13 protein-coding genes, 2 tRNA genes and 2 rRNA genes (1 of these 17 only partly in view) are annotated in these 18,645 nt (G+C 62.8%); 4 read left to right on the forward strand and 13 right to left on the reverse strand.

What is annotated here, in order from left to right; all coding sequences use genetic code 11:
* The first annotated feature begins 59 nt into the window (after positions 1-59).
* Positions 60-3,488 (forward strand): indolepyruvate ferredoxin oxidoreductase family protein, encoded by a 3,429-nt coding sequence (locus FCT00_RS04730; protein WP_138422036.1) that lies wholly within the window; start codon positions 60-62, stop codon positions 3,486-3,488.
* Between the two features lie 68 nt (positions 3,489-3,556).
* On the opposite strand, the gene FCT00_RS04735 is transcribed toward FCT00_RS04730, so the two are convergent.
* Genes FCT00_RS04735 through FCT00_RS04770 form a run of 8 tightly spaced genes read right to left on the reverse strand, consistent with a single transcriptional unit; the run spans position 3,557 to position 9,536 of the window.
* Positions 3,557-4,351: an energy transducer TonB family protein gene (locus FCT00_RS04735; RefSeq protein ID WP_171042886.1), complete on the reverse strand. Its 795-nt coding sequence runs from the start codon at positions 4,349-4,351 to the stop codon at positions 3,557-3,559.
* Positions 4,352-4,388: 37 nt separating this feature from the next.
* Positions 4,389-4,763, reverse strand: a complete 375-nt coding sequence (locus FCT00_RS04740; protein ID WP_138422038.1) for a biopolymer transporter ExbD — start codon at positions 4,761-4,763, stop codon at positions 4,389-4,391.
* The gene (locus FCT00_RS04745; protein ID WP_138422039.1) at positions 4,764-5,150 is read right to left on the reverse strand and encodes an ExbD/TolR family protein; all 387 of its coding nucleotides are present in this window, start codon (positions 5,148-5,150) and stop codon (positions 4,764-4,766) included.
* Positions 5,147-5,815, reverse strand: a complete 669-nt coding sequence (locus FCT00_RS04750; protein WP_138422040.1) for a MotA/TolQ/ExbB proton channel family protein — start codon at positions 5,813-5,815, stop codon at positions 5,147-5,149. Before FCT00_RS04750 ends, FCT00_RS04745 begins: the two co-directional genes overlap by 4 nt.
* A 9-nt stretch (positions 5,816-5,824) precedes the next feature.
* On the reverse strand, positions 5,825-6,583 hold the full coding sequence (locus FCT00_RS04755) for a heme ABC transporter ATP-binding protein (protein WP_138422041.1): 759 nt from the start codon (positions 6,581-6,583) through the stop codon (positions 5,825-5,827).
* A gap of 1 nt (position 6,584) precedes the next feature.
* Positions 6,585-7,655, reverse strand: coding sequence for a FecCD family ABC transporter permease (locus FCT00_RS04760; RefSeq protein ID WP_138422042.1), 1,071 nt, complete (start codon positions 7,653-7,655; stop codon positions 6,585-6,587).
* Position 7,656: 1 nt separating this feature from the next.
* Positions 7,657-8,490, reverse strand: coding sequence for a heme/hemin ABC transporter substrate-binding protein (locus FCT00_RS04765; RefSeq protein ID WP_138422043.1), 834 nt, complete (start codon positions 8,488-8,490; stop codon positions 7,657-7,659).
* On the reverse strand, positions 8,487-9,536 hold the full coding sequence (locus FCT00_RS04770; protein ID WP_138422044.1) for a hemin-degrading factor: 1,050 nt from the start codon (positions 9,534-9,536) through the stop codon (positions 8,487-8,489). The genes FCT00_RS04765 and FCT00_RS04770 overlap by 4 nt, the downstream gene beginning before the upstream one ends.
* 235 nt (positions 9,537-9,771) lie before the next feature.
* On the opposite strand from FCT00_RS04770, the gene FCT00_RS04775 reads away from it, so the two are divergent.
* Positions 9,772-11,766: a TonB-dependent receptor plug domain-containing protein gene (locus tag FCT00_RS04775; protein ID WP_235888935.1), complete on the forward strand. Its 1,995-nt coding sequence runs from the start codon at positions 9,772-9,774 to the stop codon at positions 11,764-11,766.
* 162 nt (positions 11,767-11,928) lie between these two features.
* Here FCT00_RS04775 and FCT00_RS04780 read toward each other — a convergent pair.
* Positions 11,929-12,005, reverse strand: a tRNA-Met gene (locus tag FCT00_RS04780).
* An 83-nt stretch (positions 12,006-12,088) separates the two neighbouring features.
* Complete coding sequence (locus tag FCT00_RS04785; RefSeq protein WP_138422046.1) at positions 12,089-12,670, reverse strand: dTDP-4-dehydrorhamnose 3,5-epimerase family protein; 582 nt, start codon at positions 12,668-12,670, stop codon at positions 12,089-12,091.
* Between the two features lie 32 nt (positions 12,671-12,702).
* Between FCT00_RS04785 and FCT00_RS04790 the strand changes: the two genes are divergently transcribed.
* Together FCT00_RS04790 and FCT00_RS04795 are read left to right on the forward strand one after the other, a co-directional pair.
* Positions 12,703-13,920: a glycosyltransferase family 2 protein gene (locus FCT00_RS04790; RefSeq protein WP_138422047.1), complete on the forward strand. Its 1,218-nt coding sequence runs from the start codon at positions 12,703-12,705 to the stop codon at positions 13,918-13,920.
* A 78-nt stretch (positions 13,921-13,998) separates the two neighbouring features.
* Complete coding sequence (locus FCT00_RS04795; RefSeq protein WP_171042887.1) at positions 13,999-15,141, forward strand: WD40/YVTN/BNR-like repeat-containing protein; 1,143 nt, start codon at positions 13,999-14,001, stop codon at positions 15,139-15,141.
* Between the two features lie 104 nt (positions 15,142-15,245).
* Here the strand turns inward: FCT00_RS04795 and rrf are convergent.
* From rrf to FCT00_RS04810, 3 genes are all read right to left on the reverse strand, one after another.
* Positions 15,246-15,360 (reverse strand): 5S ribosomal RNA (rrf, locus tag FCT00_RS04800).
* An 88-nt stretch (positions 15,361-15,448) separates the two neighbouring features.
* Positions 15,449-18,278 (reverse strand): 23S ribosomal RNA (locus tag FCT00_RS04805).
* A 294-nt stretch (positions 18,279-18,572) separates the two neighbouring features.
* A tRNA-Ala gene (locus FCT00_RS04810) sits at positions 18,573-18,645 on the reverse strand (it continues 3 nt past the right edge of the window).

Raw genomic sequence — 18,645 nt, forward strand, 5'->3', positions numbered from 1 at the left:
TGGAACAGGAATTCACGTTTCGGGCGTTACACTCGCGGGGAACAGGAGGACCGCAAGCCATGTTGCACGCGCCAGCGACCACGCCCGATTACAAGCTCACCGACCGCTACGACCTGACCGAAGGCCGGGTTTTTCTGACCGGCACCCAGGCGCTCGTCCGCGTCATGCTGGATCAGGCGCGACGCGATCATGCCGCCGGGCTGAACACCGCGGGCTTCGTGTCGGGCTATCGCGGTTCGCCGCTGGGCGGTCTGGACCTCGAACTCTGGAAGACCCGCAAACGGCTGGATCAGGACAAGATCACCTTCATGCCCGCCGTGAACGAGGATCTGGGCGCGACCGCCGTTCTGGGCAGCCAGCAGGCGACGCTGCACCCGGACTGCGAAGTCGATGGTGTGTTCGGCATGTGGTACGGCAAAGGCCCCGGCGTCGATCGGTCGGGCGACGCGCTGCGCCACGGCAATGCCTATGGCACCGATCCCAAGGGCGGCGTTCTGGTTGTGGCCGGTGACGATCACGGCTGCGTTTCATCCTCGATGCCGCACCAGTCGGATGCCGTGTTCCTTGCGTGGTTCATGCCGGTGCTGAACCCGGCTTCGGTGGAGGAATACCTGACGTTCGGCGAATACGGCTTCGCACTCAGCCGCTATTCCTCGACATGGGTCGGGTTCAAGGCGATCTCGGAAACCGTGGAATCCGGGCGCTCGGTCGAGCTGCACGACGACCGCACCTTCGTCTACCCGGAGCGCGAGGATTATCCCGGCGGCATCCACATTCGCCGGAGCGATCCGCCCTCGACCGAGATCGAGGTGCGCATGGGCGCGAAGCTGCGGGCGGTCGAGGCCTTCGTGGAAGCCAACCCCATCGACCGCACGATCTACGGCCTGCCAGATGCGCCCTATGGGATCGTGACGACGGGCAAAGGCCACCTCGACACGCTCGAGGCGCTGCGCCTTCTGGGTCTGGACGAGGCGAAGTGCCGCGCGCTCGGCATCGACATTTACAAAGTCGGCATGGTCTGGCCGCTGGCGCGCCGCGATGCGCTGTCCTTCGTGAAGGGCAAGAAAGAAGTTCTCGTCATCGAGGAAAAGCGCGGGATCATCGAAAGCCAGTTTAAGGAATACTTCTACGACTGGCCCGGCGAGAAGCCCGAGAAGATGGTCGGCAAACATGACGCCGCCGCCGAGAACGATCTGGTGCCGTGGACAGGTGAACTGTCCGCCCGCCAGCTGGCCCCGATCATCGCCGCGCGGCTCGACGCGTTTTTCCCGGGCGAGAACCTGCCGGAAAAGGCCCGTGCACTGACCGCCGAAGAGCCGCCGATCCTGAACACCCCCGGCGCGACCCGGACGCCCTATTTCTGCTCGGGGTGCCCGCACAACTCGTCCACCGTCGTGCCCGAAGGCTCGACCGCAGGCGCGGGGATCGGTTGTCACGTCATGGCAAGCTGGATGGACCGCGACACCGCCGGTTTCGCCCAGATGGGGGGCGAAGGCGTGCCGTGGTCGGTCGCGTCCAAGTGGAACGGGGGCAAGCACCAGTTCCAGAACCTCGGCGAAGGCACATGGTATCACTCCGGCTCGCTCGCGGTCCGGCAAGCCGTCGCGACCGGTGCCAACATCACCTACAAGGTGCTCTACAACGACGCCGTGGCGATGACCGGCGGTCAGCCCGTCGACGGGCCGGTGAGCGTGCAGAACATCGCATGGTCTTCGCGCGCAGAGGGCGTTCAGCGCATCGCGCTCGTGTCCGACAACATCGGCAAGTTCACCAAGTCCGACTTCCCGCCCGAGACCAGTTTCCACGACCGCGACCAGATGGACACGCTCCAGCGCGAATTGCGTGAGGTGAAGGGCGTGTCGCTTCTGATCTACGAACAGACCTGCGCGACCGAAAAGCGCCGCCGCCGCAAACGCGGCACGATGGAGGACCCGAAACGCTTCGCCTACATCAACCCGTTGGTCTGCGAAGGCTGCGGCGATTGTTCGGTGGAATCCAACTGCCTGTCGGTGGAGCCGCGCGAAACCAAGTTTGGGCGCAAGCGCAAGATCAACCTGTCGACCTGCAACAAGGACTTTTCCTGCCTCGACGGGTTCTGCCCCTCCTTCGTCACTGTCGAAGGCGGCGAACGCGCCAAGCGGGCCGAGGCGGAGCTGGACGTGAACGGCATGGTCGCGAACATTCCCGCGCCCACCCTGCCCGCGCTCGACGATCCCTTCGACCTGCTCGTGACCGGCGTGGGCGGCACCGGCGTCGTCACCGTGGGCGCGGTCATCACGATGGCGGCGCACCTGTCGGGGCTTGGCTCGTCCGTGCTCGACTTCACAGGCTTCGCGCAGAAGTTCGGCACCGTCCTGAGCTATATCCGCCTCGGCGCCTCGCCCGCCGACGTGCATCAGGTGCGGATCGGTCATGGCGCGGCGGACGCGGTGATCGGCTGCGACGTGGTCGTGTCGTCCTCGCCCAAAGCCTCGGCGCATTACCGCAAGGGCACCAAAGTGGCGCTCAACACCGCTGAAATGCCCACGGGCGACATCGTTCTGCGGCGCGATGCCGACCTGATGGTCAAGGTGCGTGAAGGGTCCATCCGTAAGGCGGTGGGGGCTGAGAACCTGACCGCGCTGGATGCCAATACGCTGTCGGAAAAGCTGCTTGGCGATCAGGTGTTCGCCAACACCATCATGATGGGCTTTGCGTGGCAGAAGGGTCTGATCCCCGTCGATCTCTGGGCGCTGGACGGCGCGATCGAGCTCAACGGCGTGGCGATCGAGGGCAACAAACGCGCCTTCGCCATCGGTCGGATCATGGCCCACGCGCCGGAGAGCATCCTCGGCGGTCTCGACCTGCCCGAAGATCGCGAACCGACGCTGGACGAGATCATCGACGAGCGCGCGACGTTCCTGATCGGCTACCAGAACGAGGGCTATGCCCAGCGCTACCGCGACCGGATGGCCGCCTTCCGCGCTGCTTTGCCGGAGGGGACCGAGGCACCGCTCGCCACGCAGGCCGCCAAATCGCTGTTCAAAGTGATGGCCTATAAGGACGAATACGAGGTCGCGCGACTGCATACGCAGATGGGCTTCGAGGACGAGCTGAAAGAAGCGTTCTCGGGCGACTACAAGGTGCATTACCACATGGCCCCGCCGCTCCTCCCGCTTGGCAAGGATGAACGCGGGCGGCCCAACAAGGTCGAACTTGGCCAATGGATGCGCCCAGCGCTTGGGGTGATGGCGAAGTTGAAAGGGCTGCGCGGCACGCCTTTGGATATCTTCGGCTATGGCGAAGAGCGCCGCATGCAGCGTGAGATGATCGGGTGGTTCGAGGGCGTGATGGATACCGTCGCCGAAAAGGCCACGGCTGAGAACACGCAGGCCTGTATCGACATTCTGCGCGCGCCGATGGAAATGCGCGGATACGGCCCGGTTTGGGAGGACGCGGTGAAGGTGGAAAAACCCAAGGCGGAAGAGCGGCTCACCGCGCTCGCCTGACACCGCGAACATCGCGCGGCGTCCAACCGCCGCGCCAAGGGCGGGTCGGCCGATGGGTCGGCCCGCCCTTATCGTGATTGGATCGGCACCGAGAAGGAAAACGGGCCTGCGCCCAGCCCTGCAGGCGCGGCGGGGAAACGCCCTGCCGAGCGCACCGCCTGAAGCGCGAGACGGTCGATGGCCGGATTGCCGGACGAGCGCGCCAGAGTGACCCCGGCGAGCGTGCCGTTCGCGGCCACCGTAAGCCGCACGACCGCCGTGCCGCTTCCCGCACCACGCGGCGCGCGGCGTGCAATCGCACCTTGGATCTGACCGCCCCATTGCGACATCAGGGATCGCTTGGTCGCCTCGCTGACGGTTGCGGTGGATTGCGATTGCTGACGTTGCCCGGCGTTGGCCGTATGACCCTGCCCCTGCGCGCGCTGTTGGTTCTGTGCCTGCGAAGCCTGATTGGACACCTGCGCGGGCGGGCGTTGGGGCTCCGGCGGCCTTTGGGGTTCGGCGGCAGGGCGGCGTGGCGGGCGCAACGACCGATCAGGGGCATGGCGCGGCGCGGGGGCGGCGGTATCGGTTTCGGGCGGCACTGGCGAAGTCGGCACCGTGGGTGCGATGGGCAGGGGCCGCGCGGTCGGTGTCGGCTGCGGCGGCGTGCTGGGTGTCGCCGGGGCTTCGATGGGTGGCGGGGCGTCCAGCGCGGTGGTTTCGACGGCGGCCTCCGGTGGCGCTTCCCACCGTTCGACCATCTGCTCGACCGATGCCGAGGACGCGGCCACCGTTACGACCGCTTCGCCGCCTGCCCCCGAGCTTGCTTCGCCCTCCTGCCGGGGCACCGGCACCAGCAGGAGTGCAAGCACAGTGGTCATCGCTGAAAGGGCCAGAACTTCCGCACCGTCGCGCATGTCAGGGCTCCACGATCAGGTCCAGCGGCGCGTCGGAGACCGCCGAAATGTCCCGCAAGGCCCGCGCGAAGGCGGCGCCGTCCAGCCCACGGTCGACCCGCAGGGTCAGCGGCATATCGGTATCGACCAGTCTCGCGGTGGCTTCCGCCCCCGTCACGCCTGCGAAGTGAAGCGTTCCGTCCGCGCCGATCACGATGGTATCCGGGCTGCCCGACACCTCGCCGCCCTCGGCGGTCGGCAGTTCGACCTCGACCGGGAGCGGCGGGGCGATCCGCGCGGAAATCAGGAAGAACACCAGCAGCAGAAAGACCACGTTAATCATGGCGATCACGTTCTCGGCTGGCCTGCGCGGTTGTCGATGGGTCGCAATCCGCATTCAGTCCACCAGAACCAGCGCCGGGTATCCCGCATCGGACAGCACCTGCATCACATCGACGACACGCTGAACCTGCGCCCCGTCACGCGCGCGCAGAACGATGGTGTCGCCGGTGTTCTGCATCAATGTGCGAAGCTGGGTCGCCAGCGTTTCTTCGCGGATGTCGCTCCCGTTCAAAAGCACGCCTTTGGGAAGAACATCGACCAGCCTTGGCGGGCCATCGTAGCTTCCATCGGCACCCGTGGCCCCGCTGATCGCAATCGCGCCTTCCGCGCCGAAGCGTGAGGCGAGCATGAAGAACACGAGAAGCAGGAACACCACGTCGATCATCGGGGTCAGGCTCGGCCTGCGCGACCGGCGCGGTGCGGGCAGCGAAAGCGTGGTCATTCCGCGACCTCGAGGATGCGACGCTCCCCGCCCGTCGCGGGGGTCAGTATGAGCCGCGTGACCATATCCTCGATCCGGCCCTGCGCGCGGTCCGCGATGCTTTCGAACCACGTCAGCGCGGCGGAAGCGGGGATCGCCACGGCCATCCCGGCCGCCGTGGTCAACAGAGCCTCCCATATTCCACCGGCAAGGTCGGACGGATCGGCACCGCTTCCGGCGGCCTCCAACGCCTGAAACGCCGCGACCATCCCCAACACGGTGCCGAGAAGGCCAACGAGCGGCGCGATGGTCGCCACCAGTTCAAGCGCGCGCAGCCCCTTGCGCTGGCGAAACAGCTCGCCCGCCGCCACGCGCGAAATCTCTTCCCGCGTCATTTCGGGGGTCATGTCGTCGCGCCCCATCCCCTCGATCGCGGCCCGGACGGGGGTGGCGTAGACGCCGCGCCTGCCGTCGACGAGACGCCGGGCCTCGGCGCGCTGCCCGGATTGCCAGAGGCGCACGGCACGCTCGGCGCGACGCGGTCGCCATGTGCCGGAGGCCCCAAGTCGCAGGACTTTCCAGACGATCAACCCGGCCGTGACGGCGGCAAGCGCGGCGATCACCCAGATCGCGATACCGCCCATTTCCATGAACCCGATTATCGCGTCCCAACGGTCCTGAAACATCACTGTATCCTATGCCTGTGACGCTTGCGGCAGAACGAATGTCCCGTCCCTCGGCGCCATATTCACCTGCACCCGGCAGCCATAGGCGCCGGACAACGTCTCGTCGGTCAGCACGTCGTGAACGGCACCCTGCCGAACGACCTGACCCTTCGACATGAGCGCGACTGAGTCCGCGAACATCGCCGTCAGGTTCAGATCGTGCATGACCGCGACGACCCCACCGCCAGCGCGCGCGAAATCCCGCGCGATCTCCATCACGTCGAGTTGGTGGGCGATGTCGAGGCTCGACACCGGCTCATCGAGGATCAGCCACCGCGCCACGCCCGCATCCATCGGTCGCCAGACCTGCGTGAGCACGCGGGCGAGTTGGACGCGCTGCTGTTCCCCGCCGGAGAGCGCGTGATAAGGCCGCGTGCCATAGGTGCCCAGACCGACACGCGCCAGCGCCGCTGTGGTGAGGTCCGGCTCCCCCCCACCGATGCGCACCACCTCCGACACCGTGAACGGAAAGGCGACCGAAGTGAACTGAGCCAGAACCGCACGCCGCGCGGCCAGTTCCCAGGGTTTCGCGGTCGCAAGATCCAGCGCGCCCATCTGCGCTTCGCCGTCAAAGACCTGTGTCCCGGTCAGGGCGGATAGCAGCGTCGACTTGCCAGAGCCGTTGGGGCCGACGATGGCCGTCACCTCGCCCGGCTCCGCGATGAAATCGACGCCGTGCAGGATCGTCGTCCCGTCGATCGTCACGTGAAGGTTTCTTGCCCTCAGCATGTCATACCCCCGCGAAGCCACGGCGCTTGATGAGCACCCACAGGAAGAACGGCCCGCCGATCAGCGCCATGATGATCCCGATGGGAAGCTCGGCAGGTGCCACGATCACGCGGGAGATCATGTCGGCCAGCAGCAGGATCGAAGCGCCGAGCAGAGCGGAATTGAGGATGAGCGGCGCGTGCGATGGCCCCGTCATGAGGCGCAGAAGATGCGGCACGACGATACCGACAAAACCGATCCCACCGGATACCGCGACCGCCGCACCGACCGAGGCGGCGACGATCACCACCGCGAGCCGTTTCATGCGCTGGATGTCGATGCCCATGTGCTGCGCCGCGATTTCGCCCAGCGCCAATGTGTCGAGGCTGCGCGCCAGAAGCGGCGCGCCGAGGAGACCCAGCACCATCAGCGGCATCGCGGCCAGCAGCTTGGACCACGTCGCCCCGGCGAGCGAACCCAAGCCCCAAAAGGTCAGGTCACGCAACTGCGCGTCGTCGGCCAGATAGATCATCACGCCCGAAACGGCACTGACCATGGCGCTGAGCGCGATCCCGGCCAGAAGCATGGTCGCGACCGAGGTCTGCCCGTTCCGGGTCGACACGATATAGAGCAGGACGACGGAGACCCCGCCGCCGACGAACGCCGCGACCGGGACGAGGGCATAGCCCAGCGCCACCCCCACCGTTGAGGGCAGCAGGCCACCCAGAACGATCGCGGTGATGGCGCCCAGCCCGGCACCTGCGGACACGCCGACGATGCCCGGATCCGCCAGCGGATTGCGAAACAAGCCCTGCATGACCACCCCGGCCACGGCGAGGGACGCGCCCACGAGCGCGCCCATCGCGAGGCGCGGAAGCCGAATATCGAGGATCACGACACGCGCCGATGTCTCAATCGGTTCGCCCGCCAGCACCGCACCGATCACCTTCATCGGCGAGATGCCCGTGGCGCCCACGAAGAGGCTTGCCACCGACACCACCACCAGAAGCACGACTAGGGCGAGGGTGGCGTGGCGAGCAAGCGGTTGCCTGTCGCCCGCCGGGCGCCCGGTGCTTTCGGTCATCGCGACCATCTCAACCCTCGTCGCTATGAAGGGCTGCGGCGAGTTGCGAAACCGCCTCGCCCACGCGCGGCCCGAACCCGAGCAGGAGAAGCCCGTCCATGCGAACCACGCGCTCGCCCTCGGCGGCTGGCGTGGACGCGAACGCAGGTTGGCTGAACAGTTCGTCATTCGCGACGGCGTGGTCGCCTTCGCGATCCATCATCAGGATGACGTCCGGGGCGGCGGCCATGACCGCCTCCTCCGAAATCTGCTTGTAGCCTTGGAAGCCGGAGAGCGCGTTTTCGCCCCCCGCCAATTCGATGATCGCTTCGGCCGATGTTCCTTCACCCGCAGCCATGATGCGACCCGATGCCTGCGACAGGACGAACAGGACGCGCGGCACGCCTTCGCCGACCGTCGCGCGCGCTTCGGCGATCTGGGCGCTCACTTCGGCCGCCAGCGCCTCGCCCTTGTCCGGCACGTTCAGTGCCTTCGCAACAGCGCGGATCTTGTCTTCAACTGCTTCAGGCGTATAGCCATCGGCGACCTCGACCATCGGGATTTCCGCCTCTCGCAGCAGGTCTATGGTTTCTGCGGGGCCCGCGCCGCCCTCCATCAAGATAAGGTCGGGCCCGACGGACAGAACGCCCTCGGCGGACAGTTGGCGGATGTAGCCGACATCTGGCAATTCCGTTGCCTCGGCGGGAAAGTTCGACGTCGAGTCGCGTGCGACCAGCCTGTCGCCTTCGCCCAGCGCATAGACGATCTCGGTCACCGAGCCGCCGATCGACAACACACGGTCGGCCAGTGCGGCGACCGGGGTGACGGTCAGGGCCGCCGCAAACGCAAATCTACCGAGCTTCATGCCTGCACCTCGGCCCCTGCGAGCCCCTGAACCAGCGCGCCGAAGTCCGCCACGTGATCGGCGTCCTTGGTCCGCATCCCGAAAATCTGGAGGATGATGACGCCATCCTTGTCGAAGGCTTCGACCGAAAGCGCCTCGCCCCGCTTGGTGGGTTTGCGAACCTCATATACCTCGGCGATGTGGTCCGAGCGAAGATGCAGATTGAAGCCCGGGTCCATGACGTTGTTCCAAGGACCGACCTGTTTCAACGTGTGAACCGGACCCGAATGAATCTGGATGCACCCGTGGTTGCCGACGAAGATCATGACCGGGACGGCCGTGCTGGCGAGACCGTCGAGCAGCGTATCCACCGCCGTCCGGTCGAGCCGCCGGACAAAAGGTGCACCGGCCACGCGGTAGGCGCCAAGGCGGTTCATCTTCAGCCGTTTGGTCAGTTGCATGAACTGGTGCGTGTCCGTCATTTCGCTCCACGCCTTGCGCAGGTCTTCGGCCCTGTCCGGGCGCTCCTGCGCCGGCGACGGGGGAACGCGCGGCTCGACCGCGGGGCGGTCGTTCTGTTCGGGCAGCGCCAACGTTTCGATCAGGGTGGCCCATTGATCGTGGTGCGAGGCATCGCGCAGGTGGATTTTGTGAACCGCATCCCCGGCTGCGTCGAACACCTGAATCGACCGGCGCGGGCCGGCATCGGTCACGGTCTCGACGGCATAGGCGTAGACCCAATGCTTCGGAAAGATCCGAAGGTCGATCGCGTCGTGCAGCACCATCGCGGCATGGGCGCCGGATTGATAGTTGCCGTAGGTTCCGACCTTTTCATGCACGACGGACGGCGTGCGGGTCAGTGCCATGACCTCGCCCAGTGCCGGGACCGCGCCCATGATGTCGTCGGGATGGGCCGAGATGGCGACCGTGCCGTGCCCGATGTTCGCAGCCACGAGTTCACCTTCGGAGACCCCGATCATTTCCGCCAGATCCCGCGCCCGCAGACCCGTGTTCTGCTCAACAGCAGCCCGGATGTCACGCGCAGAGATGGAAGCCGTATCCGCCATGCGGACGCTCCTTTTTCCTTTGATTGCAAGTGATTGCCTGGCTAGCTGTGGCTGATTTGCCGCGCTTCGCTCGGATGCTCGAACGCTCTCGTCCGAATTGTTGACTAAAATACTAAGCTAAAATAGCAGATGCAAGTCCTTTGCGATCCGGTCGCAAAGATCGGGCGAAAACGCCCCGCCAGCACCGCGATATGCACGCCAGCCACACATCATGAAAACCATGGAAGGGATGACCATGACCGCGCATGTACGCTTGCGCGCGGCGCTGCTTGCCAGTGCTGCCACCTGTGTCTCGCTGCCCGCGTTCGCGCAGGAGACATTCGAACTCGACACCGTGCTTCTGGCCGAATCCAAACGCGAGGTGCAGACCGACACCGCCATCGCTGAGACCGAGATCGACCGCGAAGAGATGGACGACCGTCAGGCGGGGACCATCGCCGAACTGGTCGAAACCGTGCCGGGCGTGAACCTGATCAACGGCAACACGCCGCAGGGCTCCGGCATCAACATCCGCGGCTTCGGCGCGAACGGCACCTATGGCACGGACCAGAAGGTCGCGATCCAGCTGGACGGTGCGAATGTCGGGTCCGAGGAACTCTACCGGATCGGCACCCAGCTTTACACCGACCCCGAGCTTTACAAGCAAGTCAGCGTCATTCGCGGCATCGCGGGGACGTTCGAATACGGCTCCGGCATCATCGGCGGTCTGATCCGGGCCGAAACCAAGGACGCCATCGACATCACCGGCGACGAAACCGGGTTCAAACTGCGCCAGACGATCCAGTATGGCACGAACGGTGCGCAGCTTGCCTCGTCCACCATCGCGGCCTGGCAACCGACCGAGAATTTCGGCGTCATCGGCAACTACACCTACCGGATGCAGGACATTCCGGTGGACGGAAGCGGCGCGCCGATCACGACGCAGGGCTATGCGCTGCCCAGCTATTCGGTCGGGATGCTCTATACCTTCGGCAACGCGAACGAACACTCGATCCGCGCGACCTACTCCGACACCAACTCGACCGAGCTGGACACGCCCTACGATTCCTTCGCGACCACGGGTGGAATGTTCGGGAACGTCGATAGGACCGTGCATTCGCGGACGGCGACCCTGCGCTATGAATACGACTCGCCCACGACCGACCTGATCAATTTCTCGGCGGACCTGTCCTATGCCGACCAGCAGATCGACAGCGCCTATGTCGCGGGGTCTTCGCCGCTGGAGGGCACACCCACCTTCCCGTTCCTTCAACCCCTCGTCGATGCCGACCACCGGTATGAGACAACCAAACTGACCCTGAAGAACCAGTCGCTGTTCGCGACCGGGATGATCCAGCACGATCTGCGCATCGGGGCCGAGTACATCTTCAAGGAACGGCTCGACGCCTCGTCCGCGCCCGGTGGCACCGACCGCCGCATCGCCGTGTTCGCGGTGGATGACATGACTTGGGGCGGCCTGACCTTCACCCCGGCGGTGCGGTATGAAACGCAACGTGTCGGTGGCCCGGCCTATGCCTATTACACCAACGATGCGTTCATGGGTGGCGCAACGGCACGCTACGAATTCGGCAACTCCGGTTTCGCGGTCTTCGCCTCGGCGGCCTATACCGAGAACCTGCCGATCATGGATGACCTCACCAACCCGGCCTATATGACCCAATCGGAAAAAGCGGTCAGCTACGAGGCGGGGTTGTCCTTCGACCGTGGATCGGTGTTCCAGGATGGCGACCAGTTGAGCCTGAAAGCCAACGTGTATCGGACCAATGTCCGCGACATCACCTCCTACACGACCGCGACAGCCGCACCCATCACCAACGCGATGTTCTATGGCGTGGAACTGGAAGGGTCTTATTCGATGGCGAGCGGGTTCTATACGGACGTGAACGCCAACTTCTCACGCGGGATGGACACGACGCCCGGCGCGGGCGGGAACTGGGCCGGGACACCGGCGGACCAGCTTCGCGTCACGGTCGGAAAACGCTGGGGCGAGGAATACGACCTGAGCTGGGAAGCGGTCTATGACTTTGCGATGAACCGCGCGACGACCCCGACGCCCGCATCGCTCGTCCACAATCTGCGCGCGTCCTATGCGCCGCAGGACGGGTTCTTCGGCGGTGCCGAGTTCCGGCTTGGGGTCGAGAACCTGTTCGACCTGAACTATACCCCGCATCTCGCCACGCGCGCCGCGCCGGGTCGGACGTTCAAGTTCACGGTCGCGAAGACGTTCTAAGGCCGGGTTATAGCCGCGAAACGCCTCCCGGTTCCGGGGGGCGTTTCTGTTCTCGAGCCGAAGTCGTTGAAAGCGGTCGTTGCGATCAGGCATCGTCACATATGCGCCTGCCCAAGAAAGCCGAACGCCCGGGGCCTTGCGGCCACCGGGCGTTCGGTTTTTTGGTTGCGGGGGTAGGATTTGAACCTACGACCTTCAGGTTATGAGCCTGACGAGCTACCGGGCTGCTCCACCCCGCGCCAATTCGTTCAGGTGTAATATGCCTTGTCGCTTCGGGCCGCAAGGGGGGAGAAGCGATTAATTTCCGCGTTTTTTCCGGCGCTTAACGCCGACCATCGACGAACTCGTCGAACAAAGGCAGATTGGCATCAGCGTCGGAGAGAATCGGGGCGGTGTCCGGCCAGTCGATGCCCAGTTCGGGAGCGGACCAGTGGAACCCGCGGCGTCCCGTGGGTCGGTACTCTTCCGACACGTCGTTCACGTAATCCACATCGGTGAGGCAGTAGAACGCGTTCGCCAACCCACGTGAGACGACGATCCGGTGTCGGTCGCCCGGGGCATCGCCGATCAGAAATGTCTCATGCTCGCGATACGTCGGGCTGTCCGGGCGGGGGTCGACGACGACCACCAGCGCAGTGCCACGCGTGACATAGATCGCCTTGTCCCATGGTTCCGTGCGAAACCCGCGCAACGTCCGCGCGACCGAACGGGAATGATTGCTTTGCGCGAAGACATAGGGGCGACCCATCTCGGACGCGAACAGGCTTTGGCGGAACGTCTCGACGAAAAAGCCCCGTTCATCCCCCGCCGGTTCCGGGATCAGCCGCCACAACCCCTTGATCGTCCGACGCTCGATCGTCATGCCCAGTCGGGGTAGAGCGTTCAGACTGTTGGGTTTTTCCATTGAACCGGAGCACCTGCTGGATAGGTTGAGATATGGCCCGGACACTCATCATTTGCCCTACGCATTCGCATGCGGACACCTTACTTGCCGCGATCCCGAGTGTTCAAGCTCAGACCGATCCGGATTGGGAACTGGTCGTGATCGGGGACGGAGCACCCGCGCGCACCGACGAGATCATGGCGGATTTGACCGCTTCTGACGACCGCATCCGCTATCTGCCGCACCCCAAGGGCAAGGCATATGGCGAGGCCTATCGCGACCCTGTCGTTCGAGGCTCCTCGGCTGAGTTCGTGTGCCACCTCGGTGATGACGACATCTGGCATGAAAGCCACCTGAGGACCCTGACCGGCGCGTTGGACCGTGCCGACTGGGTGATCGGTGGCGATATCCGCATCGGCGTGAAGGGGTTCGTGAGTTGGCGGATGGCGAATTACGCCTGGCCCGGGCTTGCCCGAAGGAGTCGCAATCTCCCACGGCCACTGGTCTTCACCGCGCTGAACCCCGTCGCCTTCCGCCGCAGCGCCTATCTGAACTTGGCCGAAGGCTGGGCCCCGGGGCCACCCGGCACAGGCTCGGACTTCCGTATGTGGTTGAAATTCCTGAACGAACCGCGTGTGAGGGTCGCCGGGCTCGCCGCACCGACACACCTGAAATTTCAGTCGCAGTTGGGGCGGGACGACATGAAGCCCGACGAGCGGCTCGCGGAATTGAGGCCATGGTTGGAAAGGATCAACGTACCCGGCGCGCTCGACGCCCTGCGGCGGAAGGCGGAGATTTTCGGGACCGTGCCAAAGGCGATGGCCGTGCTCGACGCAGGGCGCGCAGCTGATCCCGTGGCCGCGCTGAGGCGGATCGGCATCGAACCCGTCGGGCCGGAGGATGCGTTTTCGGTCGCGCATTCGGGCGAGCGCATGACACTGCCGCTCACGCCGGAGCAGATGGATCAGTGCGGTCTGGCTTGGGCGCTTTGCCGTGGTCCGGTCGACGCCGACACGTTCGCGGCCTACACGGCGGTCGGCAGACACCCGGACAGTCGTATTTTTCATGCGCTGACGATCTTGGCCCACGCCCGGATCGACCTCGCCCGCGCGGGGGCCGACGCGCTTGCATCGCTTTCCGGTCGACCGGAGCTTGCCCAGCGGGTGCATGAAAGTCTGGATCAGCTCGAACGGGAAGGCGGTGCCGCGCGCCCTCCGGGGCTCTTTCGTCGAGCGGGCCTGCGGATCATGCGATCCCGCCCGTTCTTGTAGGGGCCATGCAAGAATGGCACCGCTGGAAAATCGTTCTGTGCTACGCTCCGCCTATAACGATTTTCTGGAGGATTTTCGGTGAGACACAGGGTTCTGGTCGGGACGACGAAGGGCGCGTTCATTTTGACCTCATCCGACGACCGCAAGAGTTGGTCACTGACCGGGCCGCATTGCGATCTTTGGCCTATCAACCACGTCGTCGGCGACCCCAAGACCGGCCACCTCTGGGCCGGAGGAGGTGGCGAGTGGACGGGGGCCGGGATCTGGCGCTCAACGGATGACGGGGAGACATGGACCTTGTCGCAACTGTCCAACGGCATGATGGCCGAATGGGCGGCGAACGATCCCGGCTTTGCCGAAATGATCGGCGGCGTGCCCCCAGAGGCGCCCTTTACCAACGACCTCGTGTCGATCTGGTCGCTGACTTCTGCCCATGGGACGGTTTACGCCGGGTCCAAACCTGCACATTTTTTCAAATCCACCGATGGTGGTGCGACATGGGACCGTGTCCCGGGGCTCACCAATCATCCGACTCGCGAAAGCTGGAACCCCGGCGGCGCAGGACTGACGCTCCACACCATGCTTCCCCACCCGACCAAGCCGGGTCACATGACCATCGCGATTTCGGCTGCCGGCGTTTTCACGACTGAAGACGACGGAGAAACGTGGGAACGGTCCAATCGGCTCGACAATGCCGAGAACCCGAAGCACCACGATCACGAACACACGCACGAGATCGGTCATTGCGTGCACAACATGATGCGCGCGCCGTCCGACGATGGTTTGATTTACCAGCAGAACCATCACGGCGTGTTCCGCTCGAACGACGGCGGGCAGAACTGGCACGACATCACCGAAGGCCTGCCGTCATCCTTCGGGTTTCCGATCGCCGTGCATCCCCACGATCCGCAGACGATCTGGACGATCCCGCTGAACGGCGACATTCAGGGGCGGTTTCCCCCGGATGCGAAGGCCGCGGTCTGGCGATCCACCGATGCGGGGGAGACATGGGAGGCGATGCGTGAGGGGCTCCCGCAGGAAAACTGCTTTTTCACCGTGCTGCGACAGGCGATGGCGGTGGATTCTTCGTCAAACGGTGGCGTTTATTTCGGAACGAATACCGGCTCGATCTTCGCGACCACCGACGCGGGTGAGACCTGGGTCGAGATCGCGCAGCATTTGCCAACGGTATTGAGCGTGGAGACACTCGAAACAGCGTGATGTCCCGGAAATCGATACTCGGAAAACGAAAACCGCCGGCCACGAGGGCCGGCGGTTTTTCGTGTGAAGCATCGTCAGAGAGATACGAACATGTCCCTTACTAGGTGTGGCGGTGACCTACTCTCCCACGTCTTAAGACGCAGTACCATCGGCGCTACGGCACTTAACGGCCGGGTTCGGGATGGAGCCGGGTGTTTTGCTCGCGCTATGACCACCACACCAAGAAAGAGACACGTCCAAGTCAAGAGTTGTGTAGATAGTATGCTCTTGATTATCCAAGCGGGTCGAAACCTCGCTTCTACTGGATCAAATCAAGCCTATCGGGCAATTAGTACCGGTCAACTGAATGCATTACTGCACTTACATCTCCGGCCTATCGACGTAGTAGTCTGCTACGGCCCTCAGGGATACCTTGTTTTGAGGGGGGCTTCCCGCTTAGATGCCTTCAGCGGTTATCCTTTCCGATCATAGCTACCCTGCACTGCGGCTGGCGCCACAACAGGTCCACCAGTGGATCGTTCACCCCGGTCCTCTCGTACTAGGGGCAACTCCTCTCAAGTATCCTACACCCACGGCAGATAGGGACCGAACTGTCTCACGACGTTCTAAACCCAGCTCACGTACCTCTTTAAACGGCGAACAGCCGTACCCTTGGGACCTGCTCCAGCCCCAGGATGAGATGAGCCGACATCGAGGTGCCAAACGGTGCCGTCGATATGGACTCTTGGGCACCATCAGCCTGTTATCCCCGGCGTACCTTTTATCCGTTGAGCGATGGCCCTTCCACTCGGGACCACCGGATCACTATGGCCGTCTTTCGACTCTGCTCGACTTGTCAGTCTCGCAGTCAGGCTGGCTTCTGCCATTGCACTCAACGAGCGATTTCCGACCGCTCTGAGCCAACCTTCGCGCGCCTCCGTTACTATTTGGGAGGCGACCGCCCCAGTCAAACTACCCACCACACAGGGTCCCGGATCCGGATAACGGACCGCGGTTAGACATCAAGCAAAGCAAGGGTGGTATCTCAAGGAAGGCTCCACAGCGACTGGCGTCACTGCTTCAAAGCCTACCACCTATCCTGCACATGCTTGGCCTGATGCCAGTGTGAAGCTGTAGTAAAGGTGCACGGGGTCTTTCCGTCTAACCGCGGGAAGCCTGCATCTTGACAGGCAATTCAATTTCGCTGAGTCGATGTTGGAGACAGCGGGGAAGTCGTTACGCCATTCGTGCAGGTCGGAACTTACCCGACAAGGAATTTCGCTACCTTAGGACCGTTATAGTTACGGCCGCCGTTTACCTGGGCTTCAATTCAGAGCTTGCACCCCTCCTTTTAACCTTCAGGCACCGGGCAGGCGTCAGACCCTATACGTCGTCTTACGACTTCGCAGAGCCCTGTGTTTTTAGTAAACAGTCGCCACCCCCTGGTTTGTGCCCCCAGCCACTAGTTGCCTAGAAACTGGGCCTCCTTCTCGCGAACTTACGGAGGTATTTTGCCGAGTTCCTTCAACATCGTTCTCTCAAGCGCCTTGGTATTCTCTACCAGTCCACCTGTGTCGGTTTAGGGTACGGTCTTAAAGTGGGGCTATTTCCAGGAACCGATCAGCAGCCCATTCAATCCGATAAGGATGAACTACCTTCACGATCCGTCACCACCACACGGCCCAGGAATATTAACCTGGTTCCCATCGACTACGCATTTCTGCCTCGCCTTAGGGGCCGGCTTACCCTGCTCAGATTAGCTTTAAGCAGGAACCCTTGGACTTTCGGCGACAGGGTCTCTCACCCTGTTTGTCGCTACTCATGTCATCATTCTCGCTAGTGATCTCTCCACCGGATGGCTCACGCCCCGGCTTCACAGAAAACTCCTTGTCTCCAATCCTTCAGAAGAAGGTAAGGAGACATGGAGTTATGTCACACTACGCTCCGCTACCACGCACTTACGTGCATCCTCAGCTTCGGCTCATGGCTTGAGCCCCGTTACATCTTCGCCGCAGGACAACTTAAATTAGACCAGTGAGCTGTTACGCTATCTTTAAAGGATGGCTGCTTCTAAGCCAACCTCCTGGTTGTTTTGGTCGTCCCACCTGCTTTCCCACTTAGCCATGAATTGGGGGCCTTAGCTGGAGGTCAGGGTTGTTTCCCTCTCCACGACGGACGTTAGCACCCGCCGTGTGTCTGCCATCTAGTACTCCCGGGTATTCGGAGTTTGGTTAGGATCAGTAAGCCTGTGGGGCCCCATTACCCATCCAGTGCTCTACCCCCCGGGGTATTCGGATGACGCTCTACCTAAATAGATTTCGCGGAGAACCAGCTATCTCCGAGTTTGATTGGCCTTTCACCCCTAGGCACAACTCATCCCGACCTTTTTCAACAGGTGTGGGTTCGGACCTCCAGTGAGTGTTACCTCACCTTCATCCTGGTCATGCCTAGATCACTCGGTTTCGGGTCTGATCCCACGAACTCGACGCCCTATTAAGACTCGCTTTCGCTGCGCCTACACCTATCGGCTTAAGCTTGCTCGTGAGACCAAGTCGATGACCCATTATACAAAAGGTACGCCGTCAGATCTCGAGGATCCTCCGACTGCTTGTAGGCGCTCGGTTTCAGGTACTGTTTCACTCCCCTCGTCGGGGTGCTTTTCACCTTTCCCTCACGGTACTGGTTCGCTATCGGTCAGTAAGGAGTACTTAGCCTTCGAGGGTGGTCCCCCGATGTTCAGACAGGATTTCACGTGTCCCGCCCTACTTAATACGTCCAATCATGCTTCCTATACGGGACTGTCACCCACTATGGTCGAGCTTTCCAACTCGTTCTAGTCACATTCATGGCTCGGCTGGTCCCCGTTCGCTCGCCGCTACTAGGGGAGTATCTGTTGATTTCCTTTCCTCCGGGTACTTAGATGTTTCAGTTCTCCGGGTTCGCTTTTTTAACCCTATGTATTCAGGTTAAAAATACCTGGTTCAGTAGGTTATTAATTACCGAAGGTAATAATAACGAACTGTCAGGTGGGTTGCCCCATTCGGAAATCCGTGGATCAAAGCTTATTCTCAGCTCCTCACGGCTTATCGCAGAGTATCACGTCCTTCATCGCCTCTTACTGCCAAGGCATCCACCAAACGCCCTTCTCGCGCTTGATTTGATCCAGAAGAAGAAAGGCTTACGCCTTTCGCGCCATCGGGCTGGTTCGACCGATGACTTGCTTCTGAACCAAAAGCATACTTTCCCGCCTCTTCCGGGTCGGAAGAGACATAGACGATCCGAAGATCATCTTGGTTAGTGTACTTGACTTGGAATTTCATGCTTTCGCGGTCGAACCGCAGATCATGGCGCACTGCCAGATCAGCATGAAACTGATGTATCTCTCTATACGATGTCAATTCGTCCGATTGGACGGCGGAATGCCCATTGGCACTCGGCGATCTAATCGGAAATGGTGGAGCGTATCGGGATCGAACCGATGACCCCCTGCTTGCAAAGCAGGTGCTCTCCCAGCTGAGCTAACGC

Origin of the sequence: Maritimibacter alexandrii, from assembly GCF_005871115.1 — a bacterium.
Classification (GTDB): domain Bacteria; phylum Pseudomonadota; class Alphaproteobacteria; order Rhodobacterales; family Rhodobacteraceae; genus Maritimibacter; species Maritimibacter alkaliphilus.

Bases quoted from the DNA above. Each gene is read 5' to 3' on its own strand.
- FCT00_RS04765 (WP_138422043.1), bottom strand. From the start codon at position 8,490: ATGAAGCTCGGTAGATTTGCGTTTGCGGCGGCCCTGACCGTCACCCCG.
- FCT00_RS04790 (WP_138422047.1), top strand. From the start codon at position 12,703: ATGGCCCGGACACTCATCATTTGCCCTACGCATTCGCATGCGGACACC.
- FCT00_RS04735 (WP_171042886.1), bottom strand. From the start codon at position 4,351: ATGACCACTGTGCTTGCACTCCTGCTGGTGCCGGTGCCCCGGCAGGAG.
- FCT00_RS04740 (WP_138422038.1), bottom strand. From the start codon at position 4,763: ATGCGGATTGCGACCCATCGACAACCGCGCAGGCCAGCCGAGAACGTG.
- FCT00_RS04745 (WP_138422039.1), bottom strand. From the start codon at position 5,150: ATGACCACGCTTTCGCTGCCCGCACCGCGCCGGTCGCGCAGGCCGAGC.
- FCT00_RS04750 (WP_138422040.1), bottom strand. From the start codon at position 5,815: ATGTTTCAGGACCGTTGGGACGCGATAATCGGGTTCATGGAAATGGGC.
- FCT00_RS04755 (WP_138422041.1), bottom strand. From the start codon at position 6,583: ATGCTGAGGGCAAGAAACCTTCACGTGACGATCGACGGGACGACGATC.
- FCT00_RS04785 (WP_138422046.1), bottom strand. From the start codon at position 12,670: ATGGAAAAACCCAACAGTCTGAACGCTCTACCCCGACTGGGCATGACG.
- FCT00_RS04760 (WP_138422042.1), bottom strand. From the start codon at position 7,655: ATGGTCGCGATGACCGAAAGCACCGGGCGCCCGGCGGGCGACAGGCAA.
- FCT00_RS04775 (WP_235888935.1), top strand. From the start codon at position 9,772: ATGACCGCGCATGTACGCTTGCGCGCGGCGCTGCTTGCCAGTGCTGCC.
- FCT00_RS04730 (WP_138422036.1), top strand. From the start codon at position 60: ATGTTGCACGCGCCAGCGACCACGCCCGATTACAAGCTCACCGACCGC.
- FCT00_RS04770 (WP_138422044.1), bottom strand. From the start codon at position 9,536: ATGGCGGATACGGCTTCCATCTCTGCGCGTGACATCCGGGCTGCTGTT.